Origin of the sequence: Rhizobium sp. N122, from assembly GCF_002211295.1 — a bacterium.
GTDB lineage: Bacteria > Pseudomonadota > Alphaproteobacteria > Rhizobiales > Rhizobiaceae > Rhizobium.
In genome coordinates this window covers 37,934-58,833 of record NZ_LOKU01000034.1, presented here as the reverse complement: position 1 = coordinate 58,833, position 20,900 = coordinate 37,934, and the positions used below count along the sequence as shown (strand labels likewise).

Sequence of the window (20,900 nt, the reverse complement as noted above, 5' to 3'; positions counted from 1 at the left end):
ACAGATAGGCACGGACCAGGGAGGTCAACATGTCCGAGGATAAGGCTGAAGTAGAGGTTAAAATTGATAGTTTAGACCCGGATCCCGTGGAGGCTCCGTTATTTGCCAACAAGAATTTCAAAATCGTGGGCCATGGCTTTAGTAACAAAGATCTCGATGTATATATATCGAAGGATAAAAAAGGTAGTAATAAAATCTCAGAAATAAAGGTGTCGATTGATGGGCATACTACAATTACAGATGATTTTTTGATGGTGGTTGCCAAACCAGAGCTGGGCGCTCCGATGAAGACAGTCTTGTGGGTTGCCGTAGAATTGAACGGCAAGTTTCAAGACGCCAAAGAAGGATTCAAAGTCGTCTGATTTTCGAGCGATCGCCTCGATAGCTGATTGGCGGTCTACGACTTCGCCAGCTACAGCCTAATGCGTAATCCGTTTTTCGATCGCGCTATCCGATGCGACTGACAACAAACTGCGACGATGCTTGCGAGTTCTAATCCAATCGAGAGCGAGAATTACCGAACGATCCGTTCTCGTTGGAAGTTTCCGGCGGTCGCGCCCGCCGACGAGGGAAATTCGCGGGCTTTCGGCGACATGTCCCGATAGGGCGCGGATTGCGCTCCATCAAAACTTCGTCTGACCCCATCAGCCCATACGTCGTGCTACGAAAATCACAACGCCGGGCGATCTGAGACTTCAGCTATGCGCGGTGGAATTTGAAATTCCGAGCACGCACATGGACCTCTCGAAGATCAAGACGCTGATCGACTTTGTCGGACGATCGAATATTACCGAGCTGACCGTGACGGAAAAAGACGTGACGGTTCGGATTTTTCGCATGTCGCCGGCAGAGGCAGGCGTTGCCGAGACCTCGCAAAAGCCGGAATCGACGATAGACCTCGTCTCCGATGCGCCTTCGAGCACCGAGAAAACCTTCCATGCGGTGAAGGCGCCCGTCTTCGGCGTTCTGCATCGGGCGCCGGCGCCCGGCGAGCCGCCATTCGTGGCGATCGGCGACGCGGTGGCGGAGGGGCAGACCCTGTTCATCATCGAGGCAATGAAGGTCTTCAACACGATCGCCGCGCCGCGGTCGGGGCGCATCACGCATCTCACCGATATCGACAATGGCGAGGTCGAGACCGGCGACCTGCTGGCGGAGATTGCCTGATGCCGAAAACCTCGGAACAATCCGCCGCTTCAGGGCGCCGTTTCGACACCGTTCTCATCGCTAATCGCGGCGAGATCGCCGGCCGGATTCAGCGCGCCTGCCGCGAACTCGGCCTGAAGACGGTCGCCATCTGCTCCGACGCGGACCGGCAAGCGCCATACATCAAGACGGCAGACCATTTTCTGTGCATTGGCCCGTCGGCTGCGGGCAGGAGCTATCTCAATCAGGATGCCATTCTTCTCGCCGCACGCCTAACCGGCGCCGGCGCCATCCATCCCGGTTACGGTTTCCTGTCTGAGAACACCGCATTCGCCGACGCCGTCGAAAGGGCCGGACTGACTTTCATCGGTCCAACGGCGTCATCGATCGCGACCATGGGCGACAAGATCGCGGCAAAACGCGCGATGATGGTGGCCGGCGTCCCCTGCGTTCCCGGTCCCGACAGCGCGCTGCCCGACGACCCTGAAGCAATCGAGCGCATCGCGCTGGAGATCGGCTATCCGGTCATCGTCAAGGCGTCCGGCGGCGGCGGCGGACGCGGCATGCGCGTCGTGCTGAAGGCCGATCAACTGCATGAAGCGATCGCGCTGACGCGCGAAGAGGCGCGCAAGGCCTTCGGCTCACCCTCGCTCTACATGGAGAAATTCCTCCAGCATCCGCGCCACATCGAGATCCAGGTTCTTTGCGACGATCACGGCAATGCCGTGTGGCTGGGTCACCGGGATTGCTCGATGCAGCGCCGCCATCAGAAAGTGGTGGAAGAAGCGCCGGCGCCCGGGATCGCGCCCGATATCATTCAACCGGTCGGCATGGCTTGCGTCCAGGCCTGCCGTCAGATCGGCTACCGCGGCGTCGGCACCTTTGAATTCCTCTATGAGGACGGCGCTTTCTATTTCATCGAGATGAACACGCGGCTTCAGGTCGAGCATCCCGTCACCGAACTGACGAGCGGGGTCGATATCGTCCAGGCGCAGATAAAGGCGGCCCAAGGCGACGTTCTAAAGCTCGCCCAAGGCGATGTGAGTTGCGAAGGCCACTCTTTCGAATGCCGCATCAATGCCGAGAATCCCGACACCTTCCTGCCGTCGGCAGGCGTCGTCACTCATCTTGCTTTCCCCGAGGGGCCAGGCATCCGCGTCGATACGCATATTCATCCCGGTTACAGGGTCTCGCCCTATTACGACTCGCTGATCGCCAAGCTGATCGTTCACGCGCCGACGCGCGCGAAAGCAATGGCAAGAATGTGCGAGGCGCTTGCCGGCACCGAGATCGAGGGCATCGCCACCAATATCCCCCTCCTGCGCGCCCTGTTCGAGGATCACGCATTCGCGCGCGGTGAGACCGATATCCATTATCTCGAGCAATGGCTGAAGCTGCGGAGGACGGCGGCATGAGCGCCATCGACTTCAGCGATCCCGCAACCATCGCATTCCTCACCGACGCGCTGACGGCCGCCGGCGTGGCGGGCCTCGAAATCTCCCGGCCGAACGGGCAGCTTCGTATCCTCATGTCGGGGGAGGGCGGCGCCCGGATCGGTTCGAGCGAAGCCACACCCCGCGCTTCGAACTCTGCACCTTTCGTCGTGAAGGCGCCGCTGGCGGGGCATTTCTGCGCCGGACATCCGGCCGCCGCCGTCACGCCCCAAACTCTGCCGCGCTCCATATCCGATGCCGATGTCCTCGGCTTCGTCAGGGTAGCACATGTGCTGCTTCCCCTTCGCGCCGGCCATTCCGGTGTTTTGACCAGGCTGCTCGCCGAGCCCGGCGCCCTGGTCAGCTTCGGCGACCCTCTGTTCGAAATCGAGCTGCCATCATGATCGCCACGACGAACAGACATGCACCGCAACGCGAAATCGTTCCGGCCACCCAAAGCCGGGCGCGGGTTTCCGCAATCGGGGCCAGATCCTTCCTGCTCGAGGCGCCAGGCGATTTCGATCTTGTCGCACAGCGGCGGATCTGGGCTCTGTCCCGAACGGTGAAGGGCTGGCCTGATATTGCCGAAGACATTCCCGGGATGACCAATCTGCTGGTGATATTCAGGGAGACGCCCGAATATCCCGATGCGGTGGTCGCGCGGCTGCTGGACGCATGGGAGAATGCGCAGAGCATCGATCTCAACGGCAAGACCATCGAGATTCCCGTCCACTACGGCGGCGAATATGCGAGCGATCTTCCGGCCCTTTGCGATCTCTCGGGCTTAAGCGGCCGCGAGGTCGTCCGCATCCATCATGAAGCGACCTACCGTGTCTTCGCCTTGGGCAGTGCGCCGGGTTTCGGCTATCTGCATGGCCTCGATCCGCGCATCTACATGCCGCGAAAGACCGTGCCGTCGCTGAAGATGCCGAAGGGCTGCGTGACCATCGGCGGCATGCAGACCGGCGTCGCCATGCTGACCGGTCCCAATGGCTGGAACTCCATCGGCTTCGCGACGCTTGAGATGTTCGACCCGAGCTCGCCGACCCCCGCCATGATGGCGCCCGGAGATACGGTGCGGTTCCTGCCTGCAAGGATCGAGCTATGATCGAGATTTGCGAAAGCGGCCCTTTCAACACGGTGCAGGATATGGGACGCCCCGGCTATCGTGATATCGGCGTGTCGGCGAGCGGCGCGATGGATCCGCTGGCGGTCAGGATCGGCAATATTCTCGTCGGCAATGACGAGAATGCGGCTGTGTTCGAGGTGCAGACCTTCCCGTTCAGCCTGCGTTTCGAGCGGCGCACCGTCTTTGCCGTGACCGGCACCGACGGTCATCCTCATCTGGACGGATCGGAACTCATTCCTTGGTGCGCCTATATGGCGGAGCCCGGACAGGTTCTCGAACTGAAGCAGCCCCCGCAGCTGGCGCGCGCCTATATTTCGGTCGGCGGCGGGCTGGATATTCCAGTTGTCATGGGGTCGCGCAGCACGTCGCTGCGCGGCGGTTTCGGCGGCAATGCCGGCCGGCCGCTGGCGAAGGGCGATCGGATCGCGGTCGGCGAGGACTTGGAGATTGCCATGCTGCCGGCCACGGGCCTCGCTGTCATCGAGCCGGCCGTGGCACTGCGTGAGATCTTCCCGGCGCCCGTCGATGGCGTGCTGCCGATCCGCGCCCTGCCTGCCGGCGAGCATGGTCTTTTCGCCGGAGACGGCGAAGCCTTCTGGAGCCAGATCTGGCGGATTTCCTCGCGTAGCGATCGCACGGGCTACCGCCTGTCCGGCGAGCCGATCACGCCGACCGCCACCATCGAGATGCGCTCTCATGGCGTCGTGCCCGGCGTGATCCAGGTTCCGCCCGGCGGCGAACCGATCGTGCAGATGAGCGATGCGAATACCGCCGGCGGCTATCCGAAGATCGCCGGCGTGATCGAATGCGACCTCTGGCGGCTCGGTCAGGCCCGCATCGGCGCCCGCCTGAAATTCGTCCGCTCGACGCATGCGGAAGCGCGCGCGGTCGAACAGGCCGCCGCCCGTTACGTCGAGGATGTCAGGCTGACATCCGGGATGGTCAAGCGTGCCCTGAAGGCTATGGCCTAAGGGAGGCAAGAGGAGGAACGGATGAAGATCGATCTGAATTCCGACATGGGCGAAGGATTTGGTCCCTATCGGCTGTGCGATGACGAAGCGATGATGAAGATCGTCTCCTCGGCTAATATCGCCTGCGGTTTCCACGGCGGCGACCCCGATACGATGGGGCGCATGGTGCGGCTGGCAAAGCAGAATGGCGTCGGCATCGGCGCCCATCCCGGCCTGCCCGACCGGCTGGGCTTCGGCCGGCGCGAAATCCCCTTTCAGGCGGACGAGCTTCGCCAGCAGATGCTCTACCAGCTCGGCGCGCTGATGGCGATTGCCAGAGCCGAGCGGGTCGCCGTCTCCCATATCAGCTTCCATGCGGCCATGGGTAACATGGTCAACCGCGACTCGGTCCTTGCCGATCTGATGATGGATGCGATCGCGGCCGTCGACGCCAATCTCGTCGTTTTCGTCACGTCAGGCAGCGAGATCGAGCAGGCGGCGAAACGCGCGCGCCTGAAAACGCTAGCGCTTTTCCTCGCGGATCGGGCCTATGACGCCGGCGGCAAGCTTGTCACGCGTGGGCTGCCCGGAGCCGTCATCAAGGACGAAGCCGCCGTACGCGCCCGTGTGCGGAAATTCCTCGTCGACGGCAGCGTCGAGTCGATCGACGGTGCGGTGATCGCCATGCCGGCACGCTCCATTCTCGTCCACAGCGACACACCGGGCGCCCTCGAGCTCGCCGGCATCGTGCGCGGTGAAATCGAAGCCACGGGCGCCACCCTCGCACCTGCCGCCGAACTCGCCGAATAACGCAATTCCGATCGCCTGCGGGCGGTCTCTCGTTTCAATCCCTCATCGAAGGACCATGTCAATGTCCGTCATCGCCGACCGACTGAAAAACGTCTCCATTTCAGCATCCGCCGCCATGACCCAGCGCGCCCGGGAATTGGCGGCCAAAGGGATCAAGGTGGTCAGCCTCTCCTCCGGCGAGCCGGATTTCCCCACCCCGGCGCATGCGATCGAGGCGGCCCATGCGGCTGCACTTGCCGGCGATACGAAATATCCGCCGATGGACGGCACGCCGGCGCTCAAATCCGCCATCATCGAAAAGTTCAAGCGCGACAACAATCTCGACTATGATGCCAGCCAGATCGTCGTCTCCGGTGGCGGCAAGCAGGTGATCTTCAATGCCATGCTGGCGACCTGCAATCCGGGCGACGAGGTCGTCATCCCGACGCCCTCCTGGGTCAGCTACGCCGACATCGTCAAATTCGCCGGCGGCGTGCCGGTTGCCGTGCCCTGCCACGAGCAGACCGGCTTCAAGCTTCGCCCGGAGGATCTGGAAGCGGCGATCACGCCTCGCACCAAATGGCTTTTCCTGAATTTCCCGAACAATCCCACCGGCGCAGCCTGCTCCCGGGCGGAGATGGCCGCTATCGCCGAGGTCATGCTGCGCCATCCCAACGTCTGGATCATGACCGACGATATCTACGAACACCTGGTCTATGACGACTTCCAGTTCTGCACGATTGCGGAAGTCGAGCCGAGACTATACGACCGCGTCCTGACGATGAACGGCGTCTCCAAGGCTTACGCCATGACCGGCTGGCGGCTCGGCTTCTGCGCCGGCCCGAAAGAGTTGATCTCGGCTATCAGCAACGTCAACGGCCAGAATGGCGGCGGTATCGCGACGCTGACCCAGGCGGCAGCGACCGCGGCGCTGGACGGGCCCCAAGACCTGCTGAATGAGCGGGCGGCGATCTACAAAACGCGACGCGACTTCGTCCTCGACAAATTGTCGGAGGTGGAAGGGCTGCGCTGCCATCGGCCCGAAGGCGCCTTTTATATCTATCCCAACATATCGGAGCTGATCGGCAAGACCAGCAAGGGCGGCCGAAAGATCGAGACCGACGTCGATTTTGTCATGGGTCTGGTTGAGGAGCATCATGTCGCGACTGTGCAAGGCGCGGCTTACGGAATGAGCCCCTTCTTTCGCATTTCCTACGCGACAAGCATGGAAAAGCTCGGGGAAGGCTGCGCGCGTATCGCCCAGTTCTGCAAGGAGATGCGCTGACCGCTTTTAACCCTTCAGCCGCGCCGTCAATTCCAGAAGGATGTCGCGGACGGCAAGGGCCGGTTCCGACAGGGGATTCTGGTCGGAAACGCAAAGCGACAGGGTTTCTTCGATCCGCGGCGAGACCAGCCGGCAGATCAGCGGCTCGCTCGATTCCGAGACGATGCGATCGGCAATCGCCTTCGGCATGATCGTCGCGCCGAGGCCGCTGCCGACCGCGCGGGCGAGCGTGCGCACGATCTCGACCTCCGCCACGACCTTCAAATTGGTGCGTGTGCGGGTGAAGGCAGTGTCGACCGCGCGGCGGACGAAGTTATAGGCCGGCGGCAGGAGCAGCGGTATGCCGTCGAGAGCGGTGACCGCAACGGGTTTCGTATCCGCTTCGATGGCAAAGTCGCGATGGGCGACCAGAAAAAACTCTTCGCTCAGGATCGGTTCGAAGCGCACGCCTTTGATCGGTCCGGTTCCATGCAGAAGCGCCATCTCCAGCCGGCCGTTCATGATCATCTGGCTATAGGTCTGGCCGACGCTTTCTGTCAGGTGCAGCAGAATACCGGGATGCCGCTTCCGGGTTTCCGCCAGCAGATCGACGGAGAGCGTCGCCGCACTGCTGAATGGCACCAGGCCGACCGAGACGCGCCCGGCAAGCGAATTGCCCGCCGCCGATGCATCGGCCTGCGCCTGCTCCATCTGCCGAAGGATGATCTGCGCATGGCGATAAACCGCGTGCCCGGCATCGGTCATGCTGACGCCCTGCTGGCTGCGGATCAGCAGCTTGTGGCCGAAATGCTCTTCCAGCGCCGCGAGCTGCTGGCTGAGAGCCGGCTGGGCGATATGCAAGAGATCCGCCGCGCGCGTGATGCTGCCGCTGTCGACGATCACGATGAAAGATTTGAGGCGTCTGATGTCCATGGGGATCGGGGGTACCATTCTGATCTGCGGATGGCATGTTTGCAGAGGCGCATTGCTTTTGCAACGCGGCGCGGCCTGAAGCGGGGCCGCGAGAGAATACCGGCATCGCCGCTTTCTCTTCTTCGGCAGACCGCGCCGGCTCCATAACCGTTGCTTATTGCTCCAGAGATAATCGGTCTTAGGCAAGGGGTTAAAGCTTCGCTACTGTCTCAATCAACCACAAGGGAACGACAATGCCATTCTCCGATTACAAGACCGCATTGGTGACCGGCGCATCCTCCGGGATCGGCGCAGCCGTGGTTGAGCGGCTTCGCCGGGAGAATATCGAGGTCCATGCCGTTGCCCGCAGCGCTGAAGCGCTGCAGCAGCTGGCCGAGCGTACGGGCTGTATTGCCCATGCCATCGATGTGACCGACCGGGCGGGGATGGCCGCGCTCGCAGGCCGGGTGGAGTTCGACATTCTCGTCAACAATGCCGGCGTCGACCGGCCGAAGAAGTTCCTCGAAGCCGACGAGAGCGATATCGACCTCCTCGTCGACGTCAATCTCCGCGCGGTTCTGCACATCTGCCGCCTGGTGGTGCCGGGCATGGTGGCGCGCGACCGCGGGCATGTCATCAATATCTCGTCGATCGCCGGCGCCTATAATTTCGGCGGCAACTCCTCCTATCACGCCACCAAGGCCGGCGTGAGCATGCTGTCCAACCAGCTGCGCATCGACGCGTTCGGCAAACGGGTGCGGGTCACCGAAATCTGCCCCGGCCGTGTCGCCACCGATATTTTCAATCACGTCCACGGCGATGATCCGAGCATCCGGGAAAAGTTCATCGACGGTTTCGAACTGCCTCAAGCGGCCGATATCGCCGACGCGATCGCCTTCGCCATATCGGCTCCCGTTGCCGTCAACATCGGACATATGGAGATCACGCCGACGCTACAGGTCATGGGCGGCCTGCAGACCGCAAGGCCGCAGCCGAAGACGGCTCCATCCGGGGAGCCAGGCTCGTGAGCGGCTTCGACCTTTCGGCAATCCTGGGGAATCCCGAATATGCGGCCATGCTGCTGCATGGCATCGAGATGACCTTCATCATCTATGCCGGGTCCTGGTCTCTGGCGATGGCGCTCGCACTGCTGCTGCTGGCTGTGCGCCTGTCGCCCTTCCGCTTCGGCGATCCGTTGGTCGCCGCTTACGTATCCTACCACCGCAACGTCCCCACCCTGGTTCAGCTGATGCTGTGGTATTTCGGGATTTTCACCCTGATGCCGAACGGGGTGGCGACTTGGCTCGCAAGCCACAATGCCGAGGCGATCTTCGCGGTGATCGGGCTCGGGCTCTGCCAGGCGGCCTATTTCAGCGAAGACCTTCGTTCGGGCGTGCGCTCGGTCGGTCCCGGCCAGATGGAGGCAGCCCGCGCTCTCGGCCACGGTTACGTCTCGGCGATGCGTTTCGTCATCATGCCGCAGGGCGTGCGCAACGCGCTGCCGCCGCTCATCAATCACAGTGTCTCCCTGTTCAAGAACAGCAGCCTCGCCGTCGTCATCGGCGCGTCGGAACTGACCCATGCGGTCAAGGAAATTGAAAACCTCAGCTTCCGCACCTTCGAGATCTACCTGATCGGCACGGTTCTCTACCTCTTCTTCTCGCTCGTGATCATGAGCATCGGCGCCTATCTGTCGATGCGCGCCGATCCTGCCAGGAGTGCGCGCGCATGATCCACGACATGATCGCCATCGTCCGCGACTACTGGCTGCTACTCCTGATCGGCCAATATCCGAACGGACCGCTCGGCGGGCTCGCCAATACGCTGATCCTGTCGGCGCTCAGCATCGCTCTCGCCTTTCCGATCAGCATCCTGTTTGCAATGGCGCGGCTCTCCAAATCGCCGCTGCTGCGCTGGCCGGTCACCGCCCTTGTCTATTTCACCAGGGGCGTGCCGCTCTTGATGCTGATTCTGTGGAGCTATTTCCTGGTTCCGCTGCTGACCGGCGCCGACGTGCCGAGCTTCGTCACCATGCTGACGACGCTCGTGGTCTATCAGAGCGCGTTTTTGAGCGAAGTCGTCAGAGCCGGCATCGTCGCGCTCGGTCCCGGCCAGATGGATGCGGCGCGGGCGCTTGGCCACAGCTATATCGGCGCAATGCGCTACATCATCCTGCCGCAGGCGCTCTACAACATGATCCCGAGCATCCTCTCCACCTTCGTCTCGACGATCAAGGATACGACGCTCGGTTACGTGATCAACGTGCCGGACCTGACCTTTGCCGCAAGCCAGGTCAACAACCAGCTGCTGACGCAGCCCTTCCAGGTCTTCCTCATCCTGGCGATCGTCTACTTCGCCATCTGCTGGACGCTGACCTACTTCGCAAATCGCCTCGAGCGGCGCATCACGCGGCGGCGTGCGGGACTTCTCAACGTCCCCGCCGCCGTGGTCACGCCGTCGAAAATCGTATCGGAGCAGCTATGACCATGTCCGTTTCAATGCAGGAATCGCAGACGATCCGGCTTTCACGGGTCTGCAAGAGCTATGGCGACTATCCGGTTCTGAAGGATATCGACGCCGAGGTGGCGCGCGGCGAGGTCGTGGTCATCTGCGGACCGTCCGGTTCGGGAAAATCGACGCTGATCCGCACGATCAATCGTCTTGAGGAGATCAACAGCGGATCGATCACGCTGGACGGACAAGATATTCATGCCTCGATGCGGGCAAAGGCGCTCAATGCGATGCGCAGCCGGATCGGCTTCGTGTTTCAGAACTTCAACCTGTTTCCGCATCTTTCGGTCGCCGAGAACGTATCGATGTCGCCGATCCGGGTGAAGGGCGTGGCGCCCGGTATCGCGCATGAAAAGGCCCTCAAGCTGCTCGATCGGGTCGGCCTCGCCGACAAGGCCCGCGCCTATCCCGGGCAGCTGTCTGGCGGTCAGCAGCAGCGGGTGGCGATCGCCCGTGCGCTTGCCATGGAACCGCCGGTGATGCTGTTCGACGAACCGACGAGCGCGCTCGATCCCGAAATGGTCGGCGAAGTGCTCGCGGTCATGAAGAGCCTGGCCGCCGAAGGCATGACCATGCTCTGCGTCACCCACGAAATGGGTTTTGCGCGCGATGTCGCCGACCGGATCTGGTTCATCGATGCCGGCCAGATCATCGAAACGGCAACTCCCGAGGACTTCTTCAAAAATCCGGCCCATCCCCGGGCTCAGCGTTTCCTCGCTGATCTCAGGCATTGATACCAACCACCAAAAACAAAGGAGAACAGCAATGAACTGGAAATACTTAAGCCTCACCGTCGCATTTGCCGGCCTGGCAGCCGCCTTGCCCGCGAAAGCCGATCAGCTCGACACCATCATGTCGGCCAAGACCCTGCGCTGCGCGACGTTCGCCGACGTTCCTCCCTTCGCTTCGCCGGATCCGAAGACCCGCGAAATGGCCGGCTTCGACGTCGATCTCTGCGGCGCCATCGCCAAGGAATTGGGCGTCAAGGCCGAGATCAAGCCGGTTTCGGTCGAAGCCCGCGTGCCGGAGGTCAAGCTCGGCCGCGTCGACATCACCGTCGCCAACCTTGCCTATACGCTGAGCCGCGCCGAGCAGATCCAGTTCAGCGATCCCTATTATCTCGCCAAGGAGATGCTGATCGTGCCGGCCGACGATGCCGGCAAGTCGAAGGCCGATTACGCCGGCCAGCGCATCGCTTCGACCAAGGGCTCGACCTCGGAAATGTCGATCAAGCTCAACAAATCCGACCCGCTGACCTTCCAGGATACCGCTTCGGCCTACCTCGCCGTCCAGCAGGGCAAGGCGCGCGGCATGGTCGCCAACACCATGACGACGACCAAGTTCGTCAATGAATCGAAGAGCAAGGGCAAGGAAATGCGGATGATCGAGGAGCCGATGCTCTATCAGCCGATCGGCATCGGCATGGCCAAGGATCAGCCGGCGCTGACCGCCAAGATCAACGAGATCCTGCACAAGCTCGACGAGTCCGGTGAAATCAACAAGATCTGGGACAAGTGGCTCGGCCCGAACACCGAGTACAAGATGACCCGCACCGACAAAGTCGTGCCGCTCGCGCAGCTGAAATTCGACCCGATCCCGTAGACCGACCGGTCTCGGAACCTCCCGAAGACATTCAACCGAGACAAGACGGCGGGATTTGCCCGCCGTCTACCAACGATGTGAGGCACCCATGATTCATATAAAAGACATCGCTGAACGGCCCAGCAAAGCTGACATCGAGGCCGTTTCGAAATTTTCGCCGGCGACCATCCACGAAGCCCAGGGGCGCCGCGGCGCACTTTCCTCCCGCCTCAAGCCCGTCGACTACCGCATGAAACTGTGCGGCCCGGCATTCACGGTCAAATGTGCGCCGCGCGACAACATCATGCTGCAGCTCGCTATCAACTATGCAAAGCCCGGCGATATCATCGTCGTCTCGGCCGGCGAATACGAAGAGGCCGGATCCTTCGGCGACGTGCTTGCCAATGCCTGCCTTGCCAAGGGCATCGGCGGTCTCGTCACCGACACCGGCGTGCGCGACACGCTGCAGTTGCGGGAACTCGGTTTCCCCGTCTTCTCGCTCAGCGTCTGCATCAAGGGCACGGTGAAGGAAACCATTGCGGCGGTGAACGACCCGATCATCGTCGGCGGCGAAATCATCAATCCCGGCGATATCATCGTCGGCGATGCCGACGGGCTGGTGGTCGTGCGCAGGCAGGAAGCCCGGGAAGCCGCCCGGCTGTCGCAGGCTCGCGAAGATGCCGAAGCCGGTTATATCGCCGCCTACAAGGCGGGCAAATCGGTCATCGAGGTCAGCAATCTGGCGCCGGTGCTGAAAGCCAAGGGCCTTGTCGTCGACATCTGACAAGGAACAGCAAAAGGCCTGAGCGCGCCAAAGTCACTCTGGACACCATTATGGACACATGTTCTATAAAGTGGACAGACTTGAGCGGAGCGCGCCATGCACCTTTCCATGTGGACTTACCCCTGGGATATCCAGGACCAGGGGCTCGATGCGATTGCCGCCGAGCTTCGCAACAGGGTAGGCCTCAACACGATCAGCATGGCGACCTCCTATCATGCCGGCCGCTTCCTGCAGCCGCGCAGCCCGCAGCAAAAGGCCTATTTTCCCGAGGACGGGACGGTCTACTTCCGGCCGGACGAGAGCCTGTGGCAGGACAAGCTGATCCGGCCGCTGATGGCGGAGAATGTCACCGAGCGCGGCGACATGCTGGAGGCGCTGACCAGGGGACGCGACGCGACCGGTCTGCGGGTCTCCTGCTGGACGGTCTGCCTTCACAACAGCCGCCTCGGCATGCTGTATCCCGACCACGTGACGCGCAACGCCTTCGGCAATCCCAACTATTATAATCTCTGCCCCTCCAGCCCGGCGGCGCGCGCCTATGCCGTCACCCTTGTCCGCGACATCACGGAGAATTACCGGCCGGATATGGTGGAGTTGGAAAGCCCGAACTTCATGGGCTTCGCGCATGAATACCATCATGAGAAAGACGGCGTCGGCCTCAATGCCGAGGATGATTTCCTGCTGTCGCTCTGCTTCTGCGACCATTGCACGGCGCGCGCGGCAAAGGCCGGTGTACCGGTCGAAGGCGCACGCCGAACGGCTGCGCGCTTCATCGCCGAATTCTGCGAGCGTGATGTCCCGGAACGCCAGTTCCCGGATTTTCCGGCGGCCGGCATCGACGCCTTCCGCGACCACCCCGATCTGCACGCCTATCTCGCCTGGCGCAGCGAACCGGTGACCAGCCTGATCGGTGAGATCAAGGCGGCGGCCGATCCGGCGAGCCGGATCGTGCTGATCGACCTGAAGGACGGCTGGCTCGGCGGCGTCGATCTCTCAGCTGTCGGCAAGCTCTGCGACGGGGCGATCCTCTGCTGCTACGACATGACGCCGGATGCTGTCGCCGATGTCATGCGCGCCGGCCGGGCGGCACTTGGATCGGAGAAATTCCTCGGTGTCGGCCTGCGCGTCTTCTATCCCGAGGTCGGTGAAGCCTCGGTGCTGGCGGCACGCGCCCAGGCGGCCGTCGATGCCGGCGCTGACGGCGTGAACTTCTACAATTACGGCCTGATCCCGGCCAAACGTCTCGACTGGGTCAGCGCGGCAGTCGACGGGCTTCGCTAAGCGGCAATCGGTTCGGCGACCTGGATCAGGCAATCGCCGGCCTGGCTGTCGCAATGCAGCCGGTGGGAAATGACGATACCGCCCTCGGCAAAGTGCAGCTCTTCCTCCGGCTGCTCCAGGCGTTCCAGGTCATGATACCATCCGGCCAGGTCGCCGGCCGAAACCATGGCGCCAAGGGCTGCGGCCGGCTCGAACCAGCCTCTGCGATCGGCGTAGATGCCCTGGCTGTGCCGGGACAGCGAGAGGAGTTGCAGCGGCCCAAGCTCAGCCAGTGGCGTGCGGGAAAGGACCGGACGCCTAATAATGCCGAGCGCCAAAAGCAGCCGATCGATCGCTGCCGCCGTGAAGGCCATCGTCGCAGGCGTCACGGTTCCACCGCCGCCGAACTCGCCGGAAAGACCGACGATACCGGCCCTTGCCGCAGCCCCCATCGATGTCGGCGCCGCCGGGCCATTGTCAGCGATGAAGGCATGCGATGCGCCCATCGCCCGCATCAGCGCGACCGACCGCTCGAAGCGGACGGCGTCGGCCTGCCGCTCGATCAGCGTGCAGGGCAGGTGCGCCATCGACGTGCCGCCCGAATGCAGGTCGAGCATGACGTCATGGCGCGGGAAGAGTTCGTGTTCGAGGAAATGCGCCAAGCGCGCCGTTGGGACCCCCGCGGGATCGCCGGGAAAGGCCCGATTGAGGTTGCCGCCGTCGAAGGGCGAGCAGCGTTTGGCCGCCATCACCGCCGGCAGGTTCGCCATCGGCAGGATGGTGACGGCGCCACTTATATCAGCAACATCAAGCAGGCGCATCAGCCGGCCGAGCTGCAGTTCGCCCTCGTATTCGTCGCCGTGGTTGCCGGCCATCAGCAGCAAAGACGGCCCTTCGCCATTTTTGAGGCGAAGGATCGGAATGCGGATCTGATAATAGGGCGAACGGTCGATCGAATAGGGAATGGCGAGATGGCCGGCCTGCCGGCCCTCACGCGAAAAGTCGATCGGATTGACGAGGCCGCTATGCATGGTCCCTCCAGTGCGGGGCGGTGCCGCGCGGTTACAGCGCCGCGACCGCGGTCATTTCGACGCGCAGGTCCGGATCGGCCAGACGCGCTTCGGTGCAGGCGCGGGCCGGCGGGTTTTCAATGTCGATCCAGCTGTCATAAACGCCGTTCATTGCTTCGAAATCGGTAATCGCCGGCAGGAAGACGTTGACGGCGAGGAGACGCGAGCGATCGGTCCCAGCTTCCGTCAAAAGGGCGTCGATCTTGCCGAGCACATCGCGGGTCTGCTCCTCGATATCAGCCTTGCGATTTTCCGCGACCTGGCCGGCAATATAGACGAGACCGCCGTAGCTGACGGCCTGGCTCATACGCGAGCCCTTCTGATAGCGCTGGATCATGCAGCTTTTCCTTTTCTTGGTTTTACATTCTTGGTTTTGCAGGGAGAATTCAGCCGAAGCTTGTGAGATAGGCTGCCGTTACCGAATGATCCGGATCGAGGCCATAAAGGATCGCATGCCGGTCCAGGCAGGTGCAGGGATGCGAGATGCCGAACTCGATGATGTCGCCCACGGCGACGTCGCTGTCATCGGCAAGCGCCATGAAGGCGTGCTGGTCGTTGAGGCGGAAAACTCTGGCGCCGTCGAGATCGGCGAGGCGCACGCCATTGCGATAAAGCGCCAGCGGCCGCGGCAAGTCCTGGTCTATCGCCACGTCGCGCACGCCCATGCCTGAAATCGCAAGCCCTGGCTCCGGCCGCGACAGGACCTCGGCCCAGACCCTGAGCGCCGGACGGAAACCCGCCGCCGCGGAAACGATGTCGCCGCCGATGCGAAAGCCGCCGCGCGCATCGAGACCGGCAAGGCCGCGCTCATAGACGCCGTGGTCGTGAAAGAAGATCGCGCCGCTGCGCAGCACGAGCCGGCAGGCGGGATCGGCCGCGACGACGGCCGAAAGCCGCGCGACGACGATATCGAAAAAAACCGAACCGCCTGATGTGACGAGAAGCGGCCGCTCTCTTCCGATGCGGACGCGGATCTTCGGCAGGAAATCTGATATCATCGCCATCAGCGCGTCGATGCGAAGCATCGTTTCTTCCGGATCGGCGGTCGCGGCCGCACCCTCATAGGCGGCGATGCCGCTCAGCCGCAAGGCCGGCGTCTCCACGGCAAGGATTGCGTCGAGAATTCCCGCCGCGGCTTCGGCGCTGCGAAGACCGGCGCGGCCGGCGCCGAACTCCACCAGCAGGCCGAGAGGCGGCAGGTCTCCGCGCTCCTGCCAGGCGAAGGCAAGCGCCTCGACGAGCGCTGTCGAATCCACGAAGACATGGAGCTCCGCATCGGGATAATGGCCGAGCAGGGCCGCCAGCCGGCGGGCCGCGGCGACCCCGCCGATCTCGTTGGCGAGGATCAACCGGCGCTGTCCGGCCTTGAGCAGCACGGCGGCCTGACGAATGTCGGCAACCGTCGCGCCCCAGGCGCCCGCCGAAAGAAGCATGTCCGCCAGCGCCGTCGACATCGGCGTCTTGGCGTGCGGCGCGATTTCGGCCCTATTGCTCTTCACATAGGCCATCATCAGCTCGACATTACCGGCGAAGGCCTGCCGGTCGAGCGAGATCAGCGGCAGCGCCATCCGGCCGTCATAGGGCTTCCATCCCCGGGTTCCGATGGCCGCGAGCGGCAGCGGCGGGTGGCCGGGCGGAAAGCCCCGCACCCGCTCGTCGATCAGCACGTTTTCTGTCATCGCATGAAGGTCAGACATGGGAACCTCTCCCGATCTCGGCCGGATCGGCCAAACCAAGGCGATAGGTGTCGTTGGCGGTGGCAAAGAACAAAGCACGCTGCTCGTCCAGAGAGAACTCGGCGGCGACCGCGCGGAACACCTGATAGACCTCGTCGAAAGACGCATGCAGGCCGGCGACCGGGAAGTCGCTGGCAAACATCGCGCGCTCAGGGCCGAAACAAGCGAGGCAATGTTCGATCACCGGCCGCAGGCTTTCGAGCGTCCACGCATGGTCATAGGCGACGAGGTCGGAGATCTTCAGGCGCAGGTTCGGCTCTTTGCCGAGCGCCCGCAGGCCGCGATGCCAGAGCGCCATGCCGTCCTCCGTCCGGTCGGCAGGGCTGCCACCGTGATTGAGAACGAAAAGCGTTTGCGGAAAGGCCCGCACCAGATCGAGCGCCTCCGCCATCTGCCAGGGATAGAGCATCAGGTCGAAGACCAGCCCGAGCCGCGTGGCATGGGCAAGCCCCGCGCGCCAGGCGGGATCGCCCATGCGATCCGGGCGCGGCGCAAAACGCTTCGCCGCATCGGGATGCCAGCTCAGAATATCGCGGATGCCGACGACGTTGGGGTTTTCCGCTTCTGCCTCGAGCAGGCGCGCGGCATCCGGCCCGTCGAGAGGAACGCGTGCGACATAGCGGCGCGCCACGCCGGAACTGCGGTCGAGACCCTCAAGCCAGCGGCTCTCTTCCAGCGGGTAGGCAACCGACCAGCCGGCCTCCACATGCACCGTCGCAATGACGTTCTGTCGCGCGGCATCGGCGCGATAATCGTCGATGCCGTAATCACGCAGGATCGGTCCGAGGTTTCCGACCACCATCTCCTCGCCGGTCTCGCGCGCTTTCTGAAGCCAGGGATGGCGCTGCAGGCTGAGGTCCCAGAGATGATGATGCGGGTCGATCACCGGCCCGTCATAGCGCTTCGTCATCTGCGCGCCTCGCGGCCGGAAACGAGCAGCAGGGCAAGGATCAGCGTGCCGAACATGATCGAGCGCCAGCCGGGCGAGGCATTGACGACGGTGATCAGCGCTGTCGTGGTGACGAGCAGGATCGCCCCCGGAATGGTGCCGGCATAGGTGCCGCGGCCGCCGAGGATGGAGGTGCCACCGAGCACGACGGCGGCGATCGAGGTCAGCAGATAGGGGTCGCCGATGCCGACATAACCTTGCCGGTTCATGCCGAGCACGAGAATGCCGGCAAGCCCGGCGAAGAAGCCGGACAGGGTGTGGACGATCAGCGTGTTGCGGGTGATACTGACGCCGGAAAGCCGGGCGGCGAGCGGGTTTGCCCCGAGCGCCCGGAACCGGGCGCCGATCGGCATGCGGTGGACGAGTAGCAGCACGACGATCGAGACGGCGAGCCATAGCAGAATGCCCGAGGGAATGCCGAGCGGCCGCGCCTGCCCGAGCAGAATGACTGCCGGGTTGCTGACGGTGACGGCGCTGCCGCCGGCGACGATGACGAGCAGGCCCTGCAGGAAGGTCGCCATGGCAAGCGTCATGATGATCGGCGGCACGCGAAGATAGGCAGCACCCGCACCGTTCATCAGGCCGATGCTGGTGGCGATGGCAAGCGCCGCCGCGATGCCGGCAAGGCCGGTCGGATCCCAGGCCGGCGAAATCAGCGGCAGCAGGATCGCCGTGACGGTGATGACGGCCCCGACCGAAAGATCGATGCCGCCCATCAGGATGACGAGCGTCTGCCCGGCAGCGACAATGCCGATCACCGCGGCGAGTTCAAGCAGGTAGCGCAGATGGCCATAGGCGCCGAAACCGCGCAGCGTGACGCTTGCGACGATCCAGACGAGCGCGACCAGAAGGAAGGTGAGCAGCGGCGGATTGCGAAACGCGGATCTGACGATGTTCATCGCCTTGCCCTCCAAACCTTAAGAAGTTCCGGAATGGCGACCGCGCCGACGATGATCAACCCTTGAGCGACATATTGCGCAACCGGCGGGAAGCCGAGGAAAAACATCACGTTGATCATCACCGAGAGCAGCAGGCTGCCGCAGATCGCGCCGCGCATCGTGCCCTTGCCGCCGAGGAAGCCGACGCCGCCGAGCACGGCGGCGGCGATCGAGTTCAGCGTGAAGGGTGTGCCGATCACGGGATCGCCCGAGCCGGTCTGCGCCGCGACGAAAAGGCCGGTCAGCGCCGCAAGCAGACCGGAGAGCGCGAAGGCTGCGACCTTCACCTGCTCGACCGGGACGCCGGAGCGGAAGGCACCGACCGGATTGTCGCCGGCCGCATAGATGCCGAGGCCGAGCGGCGTTGCGAGAAAGGCTTTCCAGAGCATGAGGATGACGACCAGCAGCAGGAAGGCGACGGGCGTGTGGCCGGCAAGCGCCGTCGACAGCCAATCGGGAATGAACCCGCCCGGCCGCGGCAGCAGGATGAGCGCGACGCCGCTGATGATGAAGGAGCCGGCCAGGGTGACAATGATCGCCGGCAATCTCAGATGCGTCACGATGGCGCCGATGACGGCGCCGATCGACAGGCCGGCGAGCACGACAGCCAGAATGCCGCCCGGCACACCGAGCACCCCTTGCATCGTCGTCGCCGCGATCACGGCGCCGAGGCTGACGAGCGGGCCGATCGCCAGGGTGATGCCACCGTTCAGCATGAGCAGCGCCTGCGCCATGGTGACGAGCGCGAGCGGGAACCAGTTCTGCGTGAATTTGGAAAAGCCGCCGATCGAAAGAATGCCGGGAAAGAGCACCGCATAGAGGATGAGAAAGGCGGCGACGACGAGATAGAGGCCGGCGAGGCCGCGGTTGCGGCGGAGCTGGATCGACCCGTAAAGCCGGGATGATGAAATCGTGCTCATGCCGCCTCTCCCTGCGTCGCAGCCGCAATACCCATGGCCGCGCCGACGATTGCGCCTTCGCTGATCGCATCCTGTGATAGTGTTGCCGCGACCCGCCCCTCGCGCAGAACCACGACGCGGTCGCAGAGATGGACGAGCTCCGGCGTATCGGAACTGACGAGAATGACGAGCTGCCCCTCGGCGGCGAAAGCGCGCAGCATCAGGTAGATTTCCCGCTTGGTCTCGATGTCGACACCGCGCGTCGGATCGTTGAGCAGCAGAATGGAGGGATCGAGCGGCAGCCATTTGGCCAGCGCCACCTTCTGCTGGTTGCCGCCGGAAAGCGCCTGCACCGGGCGGGCCGTATCGCCCTTGATCGTCAGCCGGCGGGCGAGATCGGCAACCAGACCGCTTTCCGCCGTCAGGTCGCGCAGCCCCTTGCGGGTGAGCCGTCCGAGCGAGGGCAGGACGAGATTGGCGGCGATGGAATGGGGCAGCACCAGCCCCTCGTGTTTGCGGTCGGCCGGCACATAGACGATGCCGGCTGCATTCGCCGCACCGACATTGGCGGGCAGGTCGGGCTTGCCCGATATTTCCGCCCGGGCCGCCGACGCGGGAATCGCGCCGTAGAGCCCCAGCAGCAGGTCTTCCTGCCCCTGTCCCACCAGCCCGCCGATGCCGACGATCTCGCCGGCGCGGGCAGAGAAGCCGATATGGCGTACGATGCCGGCGGAAAAATCCTCGACGCTGATGCGCATCGCACCGGGCTTGGCGGCGACACGCGGCGGGAACAGGTCGCCGGTTTCACGGCCGACCATCAGGCGGACCAGCCCCTCGCCGTCGATGCCGGAGAGCGACTGATCGGCCGTGACCCCGCCGTCCTTCAGCACCGTGACATGCGAGCAGAGCGCCTGCACCTCGTTGAGGCGGTGGGAAATATAGAGAAGAGCGATGCCGCGGCCCTTGAGCGTCTCGATGAGGCGGGCAAGGATGCCGGCTTCATGCGCGGAGAGCGATGAGGTCGGCTCATCCAGGATCAGCACGCGCGGTTTGCGGAACAGCGCCTTGGCGATCTCCACCATCTGACGGCGGCCGAGCGCGAGATCGGCGACCGGCATGTCGAGCAGTTCAGTGAGCCCGACCATATCGCAGACCTCCTGCACGCCACGATGCAGCGCTGCGTAATCGATCAGGCCGAACCGGCGCGGAAAGGCGCCGGTCCCGATGTTTTCGGCAATCGACAGGCTGGCCGTCAGGCTCAGCTCCTGCTGAACCACGGCGATACCGGCCGCGCGCGCCGCCGCCGGGCTGAAACGCCCGACAGGCTTGCCGTCGATGAGGATGGAGCCGCTGTCCGGCTGAAGGGCGCCGGACAGGAGATTGATCAGCGTCGACTTGCCGGCGCCGTTTTCGCCGAGCAGGGCGTGAACCCTGCCCGGCAGAAGGGCGATGTCGACGCCCTTCAAAACGAGGTTTCCGAAAAATCCCTTGAACACCTGCCGGGCTTCCAGCAACGGCCGTTCTTCCGTCATGACGGTTTCCTCAGCTC

23 protein-coding genes are annotated in these 20,900 nt (G+C 63.4%); 15 read left to right on the top strand and 8 right to left on the bottom strand.

The genetic code is table 11. The features are described 5' to 3' along the window. Window positions 1-29: 29 nt before the first annotated feature. The 8 genes from ATY75_RS21880 (at window position 30) to ATY75_RS21845 (ending at window position 6,732) form a co-directional block, all read left to right on the top strand. Complete coding sequence (locus tag ATY75_RS21880; RefSeq protein WP_088939176.1) at window positions 30-362, top strand: hypothetical protein; 333 nt, start codon at window positions 30-32, stop codon at window positions 360-362. 373 nt (window positions 363-735) lie between these two features. Continuing rightward, window positions 736-1,167, top strand: a complete 432-nt coding sequence (locus ATY75_RS21875; RefSeq protein WP_088939175.1) for an acetyl-CoA carboxylase biotin carboxyl carrier protein subunit — start codon at window positions 736-738, stop codon at window positions 1,165-1,167. Then, window positions 1,167-2,561 (top strand): acetyl-CoA carboxylase biotin carboxylase subunit, encoded by a 1,395-nt coding sequence (locus ATY75_RS21870; protein WP_088939174.1) that lies wholly within the window; start codon window positions 1,167-1,169, stop codon window positions 2,559-2,561. Before ATY75_RS21875 ends, ATY75_RS21870 begins: the two co-directional genes overlap by 1 nt. After that, complete coding sequence (locus ATY75_RS21865) at window positions 2,558-2,983, top strand: acetyl-CoA carboxylase (protein WP_088939173.1); 426 nt, start codon at window positions 2,558-2,560, stop codon at window positions 2,981-2,983. The genes ATY75_RS21870 and ATY75_RS21865 overlap by 4 nt, the downstream gene beginning before the upstream one ends. Then, on the top strand, window positions 2,980-3,687 hold the full coding sequence (pxpB, locus tag ATY75_RS21860; RefSeq protein WP_088939172.1) for a 5-oxoprolinase subunit PxpB: 708 nt from the start codon (window positions 2,980-2,982) through the stop codon (window positions 3,685-3,687). The genes ATY75_RS21865 and pxpB overlap by 4 nt, the downstream gene beginning before the upstream one ends. Further along, window positions 3,684-4,679 carry a biotin-dependent carboxyltransferase family protein gene (locus ATY75_RS21855; RefSeq protein ID WP_088939171.1) on the top strand — a complete coding sequence of 332 codons (996 nt, stop codon included), beginning with the start codon at window positions 3,684-3,686 and terminating at the stop codon, window positions 4,677-4,679. The genes pxpB and ATY75_RS21855 overlap by 4 nt, the downstream gene beginning before the upstream one ends. Before the next feature lie 21 nt (window positions 4,680-4,700). Next, window positions 4,701-5,468 carry a 5-oxoprolinase subunit PxpA gene (locus ATY75_RS21850; protein ID WP_088939170.1) on the top strand — a complete coding sequence of 256 codons (768 nt, stop codon included), beginning with the start codon at window positions 4,701-4,703 and terminating at the stop codon, window positions 5,466-5,468. A gap of 61 nt (window positions 5,469-5,529) precedes the next feature. Beyond that, window positions 5,530-6,732 carry a pyridoxal phosphate-dependent aminotransferase gene (locus tag ATY75_RS21845; RefSeq protein WP_088939169.1) on the top strand — a complete coding sequence of 401 codons (1,203 nt, stop codon included), beginning with the start codon at window positions 5,530-5,532 and terminating at the stop codon, window positions 6,730-6,732. 6 nt (window positions 6,733-6,738) lie between these two features. Here ATY75_RS21845 and nac read toward each other — a convergent pair whose 3' ends face one another. Continuing rightward, window positions 6,739-7,644 carry a nitrogen assimilation transcriptional regulator NAC gene (nac, locus tag ATY75_RS21840; protein ID WP_088939168.1) on the bottom strand — a complete coding sequence of 302 codons (906 nt, stop codon included), beginning with the start codon at window positions 7,642-7,644 and terminating at the stop codon, window positions 6,739-6,741. A gap of 233 nt (window positions 7,645-7,877) precedes the next feature. Between nac and ATY75_RS21835 the strand changes: the two genes are divergently transcribed. From ATY75_RS21835 to ATY75_RS21805, 7 genes are all read left to right on the top strand, one after another. Further along, complete coding sequence (locus ATY75_RS21835; RefSeq protein WP_088939167.1) at window positions 7,878-8,651, top strand: SDR family oxidoreductase; 774 nt, start codon at window positions 7,878-7,880, stop codon at window positions 8,649-8,651. Beyond that, window positions 8,648-9,355 carry an amino acid ABC transporter permease gene (locus ATY75_RS21830; RefSeq protein ID WP_042119768.1) on the top strand — a complete coding sequence of 236 codons (708 nt, stop codon included), beginning with the start codon at window positions 8,648-8,650 and terminating at the stop codon, window positions 9,353-9,355. The genes ATY75_RS21835 and ATY75_RS21830 overlap by 4 nt, the downstream gene beginning before the upstream one ends. Continuing rightward, entirely contained in the window at window positions 9,352-10,107 is a 756-nt protein-coding gene (locus tag ATY75_RS21825; RefSeq protein WP_064841714.1) for an amino acid ABC transporter permease, read from the top strand. Before ATY75_RS21830 ends, ATY75_RS21825 begins: the two co-directional genes overlap by 4 nt. Beyond that, window positions 10,104-10,868, top strand: a complete 765-nt coding sequence (locus ATY75_RS21820) for an amino acid ABC transporter ATP-binding protein (RefSeq protein WP_088939166.1) — start codon at window positions 10,104-10,106, stop codon at window positions 10,866-10,868. The genes ATY75_RS21825 and ATY75_RS21820 overlap by 4 nt, the downstream gene beginning before the upstream one ends. A gap of 31 nt (window positions 10,869-10,899) precedes the next feature. Continuing rightward, window positions 10,900-11,736, top strand: coding sequence for an ABC transporter substrate-binding protein (locus ATY75_RS21815; protein WP_064841712.1), 837 nt, complete (start codon window positions 10,900-10,902; stop codon window positions 11,734-11,736). A gap of 88 nt (window positions 11,737-11,824) precedes the next feature. After that, complete coding sequence (locus ATY75_RS21810) at window positions 11,825-12,499, top strand: 4-carboxy-4-hydroxy-2-oxoadipate aldolase/oxaloacetate decarboxylase (protein ID WP_088939165.1); 675 nt, start codon at window positions 11,825-11,827, stop codon at window positions 12,497-12,499. 96 nt (window positions 12,500-12,595) lie between these two features. Beyond that, the gene (locus ATY75_RS21805; RefSeq protein ID WP_088939164.1) at window positions 12,596-13,780 is read left to right on the top strand and encodes a hypothetical protein; all 1,185 of its coding nucleotides are present in this window, start codon (window positions 12,596-12,598) and stop codon (window positions 13,778-13,780) included. Here ATY75_RS21805 and ATY75_RS21800 read toward each other — a convergent pair. Genes ATY75_RS21800 through ATY75_RS21770 form a run of 7 tightly spaced genes read right to left on the bottom strand, consistent with a single transcriptional unit; the run spans window position 13,777 to window position 20,883 of the window. Continuing rightward, entirely contained in the window at window positions 13,777-14,790 is a 1,014-nt protein-coding gene (locus tag ATY75_RS21800; RefSeq protein WP_088939163.1) for a succinylglutamate desuccinylase/aspartoacylase family protein, read from the bottom strand. The two genes, ATY75_RS21805 and ATY75_RS21800, sit on opposite strands and share 4 nt — an antisense overlap. Before the next feature lie 31 nt (window positions 14,791-14,821). Next, the gene (locus ATY75_RS21795; protein ID WP_088939162.1) at window positions 14,822-15,166 is read right to left on the bottom strand and encodes a RidA family protein; all 345 of its coding nucleotides are present in this window, start codon (window positions 15,164-15,166) and stop codon (window positions 14,822-14,824) included. A 49-nt stretch (window positions 15,167-15,215) separates the two neighbouring features. Continuing rightward, window positions 15,216-16,526 carry an alanine racemase gene (locus tag ATY75_RS21790; RefSeq protein ID WP_088939161.1) on the bottom strand — a complete coding sequence of 437 codons (1,311 nt, stop codon included), beginning with the start codon at window positions 16,524-16,526 and terminating at the stop codon, window positions 15,216-15,218. Beyond that, window positions 16,519-17,475, bottom strand: a complete 957-nt coding sequence (locus ATY75_RS21785) for an amidohydrolase family protein (protein WP_088939160.1) — start codon at window positions 17,473-17,475, stop codon at window positions 16,519-16,521. Before ATY75_RS21785 ends, ATY75_RS21790 begins: the two co-directional genes overlap by 8 nt. After that, window positions 17,472-18,413 (bottom strand): ABC transporter permease, encoded by a 942-nt coding sequence (locus tag ATY75_RS21780; protein ID WP_088939159.1) that lies wholly within the window; start codon window positions 18,411-18,413, stop codon window positions 17,472-17,474. The genes ATY75_RS21785 and ATY75_RS21780 overlap by 4 nt, the downstream gene beginning before the upstream one ends. Continuing rightward, window positions 18,410-19,372, bottom strand: a complete 963-nt coding sequence (locus ATY75_RS21775; RefSeq protein WP_088939158.1) for an ABC transporter permease — start codon at window positions 19,370-19,372, stop codon at window positions 18,410-18,412. Before ATY75_RS21775 ends, ATY75_RS21780 begins: the two co-directional genes overlap by 4 nt. Further along, on the bottom strand, window positions 19,369-20,883 hold the full coding sequence (locus ATY75_RS21770; RefSeq protein WP_088939157.1) for a sugar ABC transporter ATP-binding protein: 1,515 nt from the start codon (window positions 20,881-20,883) through the stop codon (window positions 19,369-19,371). Before ATY75_RS21770 ends, ATY75_RS21775 begins: the two co-directional genes overlap by 4 nt. Window positions 20,884-20,900: the final 17 nt, after the last annotated feature.

Bases quoted from the DNA above. Each gene is read 5' to 3' on its own strand.
- ATY75_RS21880 (WP_088939176.1), top strand. From the start codon at position 30: ATGTCCGAGGATAAGGCTGAAGTAGAGGTTAAAATTGATAGTTTAGAC.
- ATY75_RS21875 (WP_088939175.1), top strand. From the start codon at position 736: ATGGACCTCTCGAAGATCAAGACGCTGATCGACTTTGTCGGACGATCG.
- ATY75_RS21870 (WP_088939174.1), top strand. From the start codon at position 1,167: ATGCCGAAAACCTCGGAACAATCCGCCGCTTCAGGGCGCCGTTTCGAC.
- ATY75_RS21865 (WP_088939173.1), top strand. From the start codon at position 2,558: ATGAGCGCCATCGACTTCAGCGATCCCGCAACCATCGCATTCCTCACC.
- pxpB (WP_088939172.1), top strand. From the start codon at position 2,980: ATGATCGCCACGACGAACAGACATGCACCGCAACGCGAAATCGTTCCG.
- ATY75_RS21855 (WP_088939171.1), top strand. From the start codon at position 3,684: ATGATCGAGATTTGCGAAAGCGGCCCTTTCAACACGGTGCAGGATATG.
- ATY75_RS21850 (WP_088939170.1), top strand. From the start codon at position 4,701: ATGAAGATCGATCTGAATTCCGACATGGGCGAAGGATTTGGTCCCTAT.
- ATY75_RS21845 (WP_088939169.1), top strand. From the start codon at position 5,530: ATGTCCGTCATCGCCGACCGACTGAAAAACGTCTCCATTTCAGCATCC.
- nac (WP_088939168.1), bottom strand. From the start codon at position 7,644: ATGGACATCAGACGCCTCAAATCTTTCATCGTGATCGTCGACAGCGGC.
- ATY75_RS21835 (WP_088939167.1), top strand. From the start codon at position 7,878: ATGCCATTCTCCGATTACAAGACCGCATTGGTGACCGGCGCATCCTCC.
- ATY75_RS21825 (WP_064841714.1), top strand. From the start codon at position 9,352: ATGATCCACGACATGATCGCCATCGTCCGCGACTACTGGCTGCTACTC.
- ATY75_RS21820 (WP_088939166.1), top strand. From the start codon at position 10,104: ATGACCATGTCCGTTTCAATGCAGGAATCGCAGACGATCCGGCTTTCA.
- ATY75_RS21815 (WP_064841712.1), top strand. From the start codon at position 10,900: ATGAACTGGAAATACTTAAGCCTCACCGTCGCATTTGCCGGCCTGGCA.
- ATY75_RS21810 (WP_088939165.1), top strand. From the start codon at position 11,825: ATGATTCATATAAAAGACATCGCTGAACGGCCCAGCAAAGCTGACATC.
- ATY75_RS21805 (WP_088939164.1), top strand. From the start codon at position 12,596: ATGCACCTTTCCATGTGGACTTACCCCTGGGATATCCAGGACCAGGGG.
- ATY75_RS21800 (WP_088939163.1), bottom strand. From the start codon at position 14,790: ATGCATAGCGGCCTCGTCAATCCGATCGACTTTTCGCGTGAGGGCCGG.
- ATY75_RS21795 (WP_088939162.1), bottom strand. From the start codon at position 15,166: ATGATCCAGCGCTATCAGAAGGGCTCGCGTATGAGCCAGGCCGTCAGC.
- ATY75_RS21790 (WP_088939161.1), bottom strand. From the start codon at position 16,526: ATGTCTGACCTTCATGCGATGACAGAAAACGTGCTGATCGACGAGCGG.
- ATY75_RS21785 (WP_088939160.1), bottom strand. From the start codon at position 17,475: ATGACGAAGCGCTATGACGGGCCGGTGATCGACCCGCATCATCATCTC.
- ATY75_RS21780 (WP_088939159.1), bottom strand. From the start codon at position 18,413: ATGAACATCGTCAGATCCGCGTTTCGCAATCCGCCGCTGCTCACCTTC.
- ATY75_RS21775 (WP_088939158.1), bottom strand. From the start codon at position 19,372: ATGAGCACGATTTCATCATCCCGGCTTTACGGGTCGATCCAGCTCCGC.
- ATY75_RS21770 (WP_088939157.1), bottom strand. From the start codon at position 20,883: ATGACGGAAGAACGGCCGTTGCTGGAAGCCCGGCAGGTGTTCAAGGGA.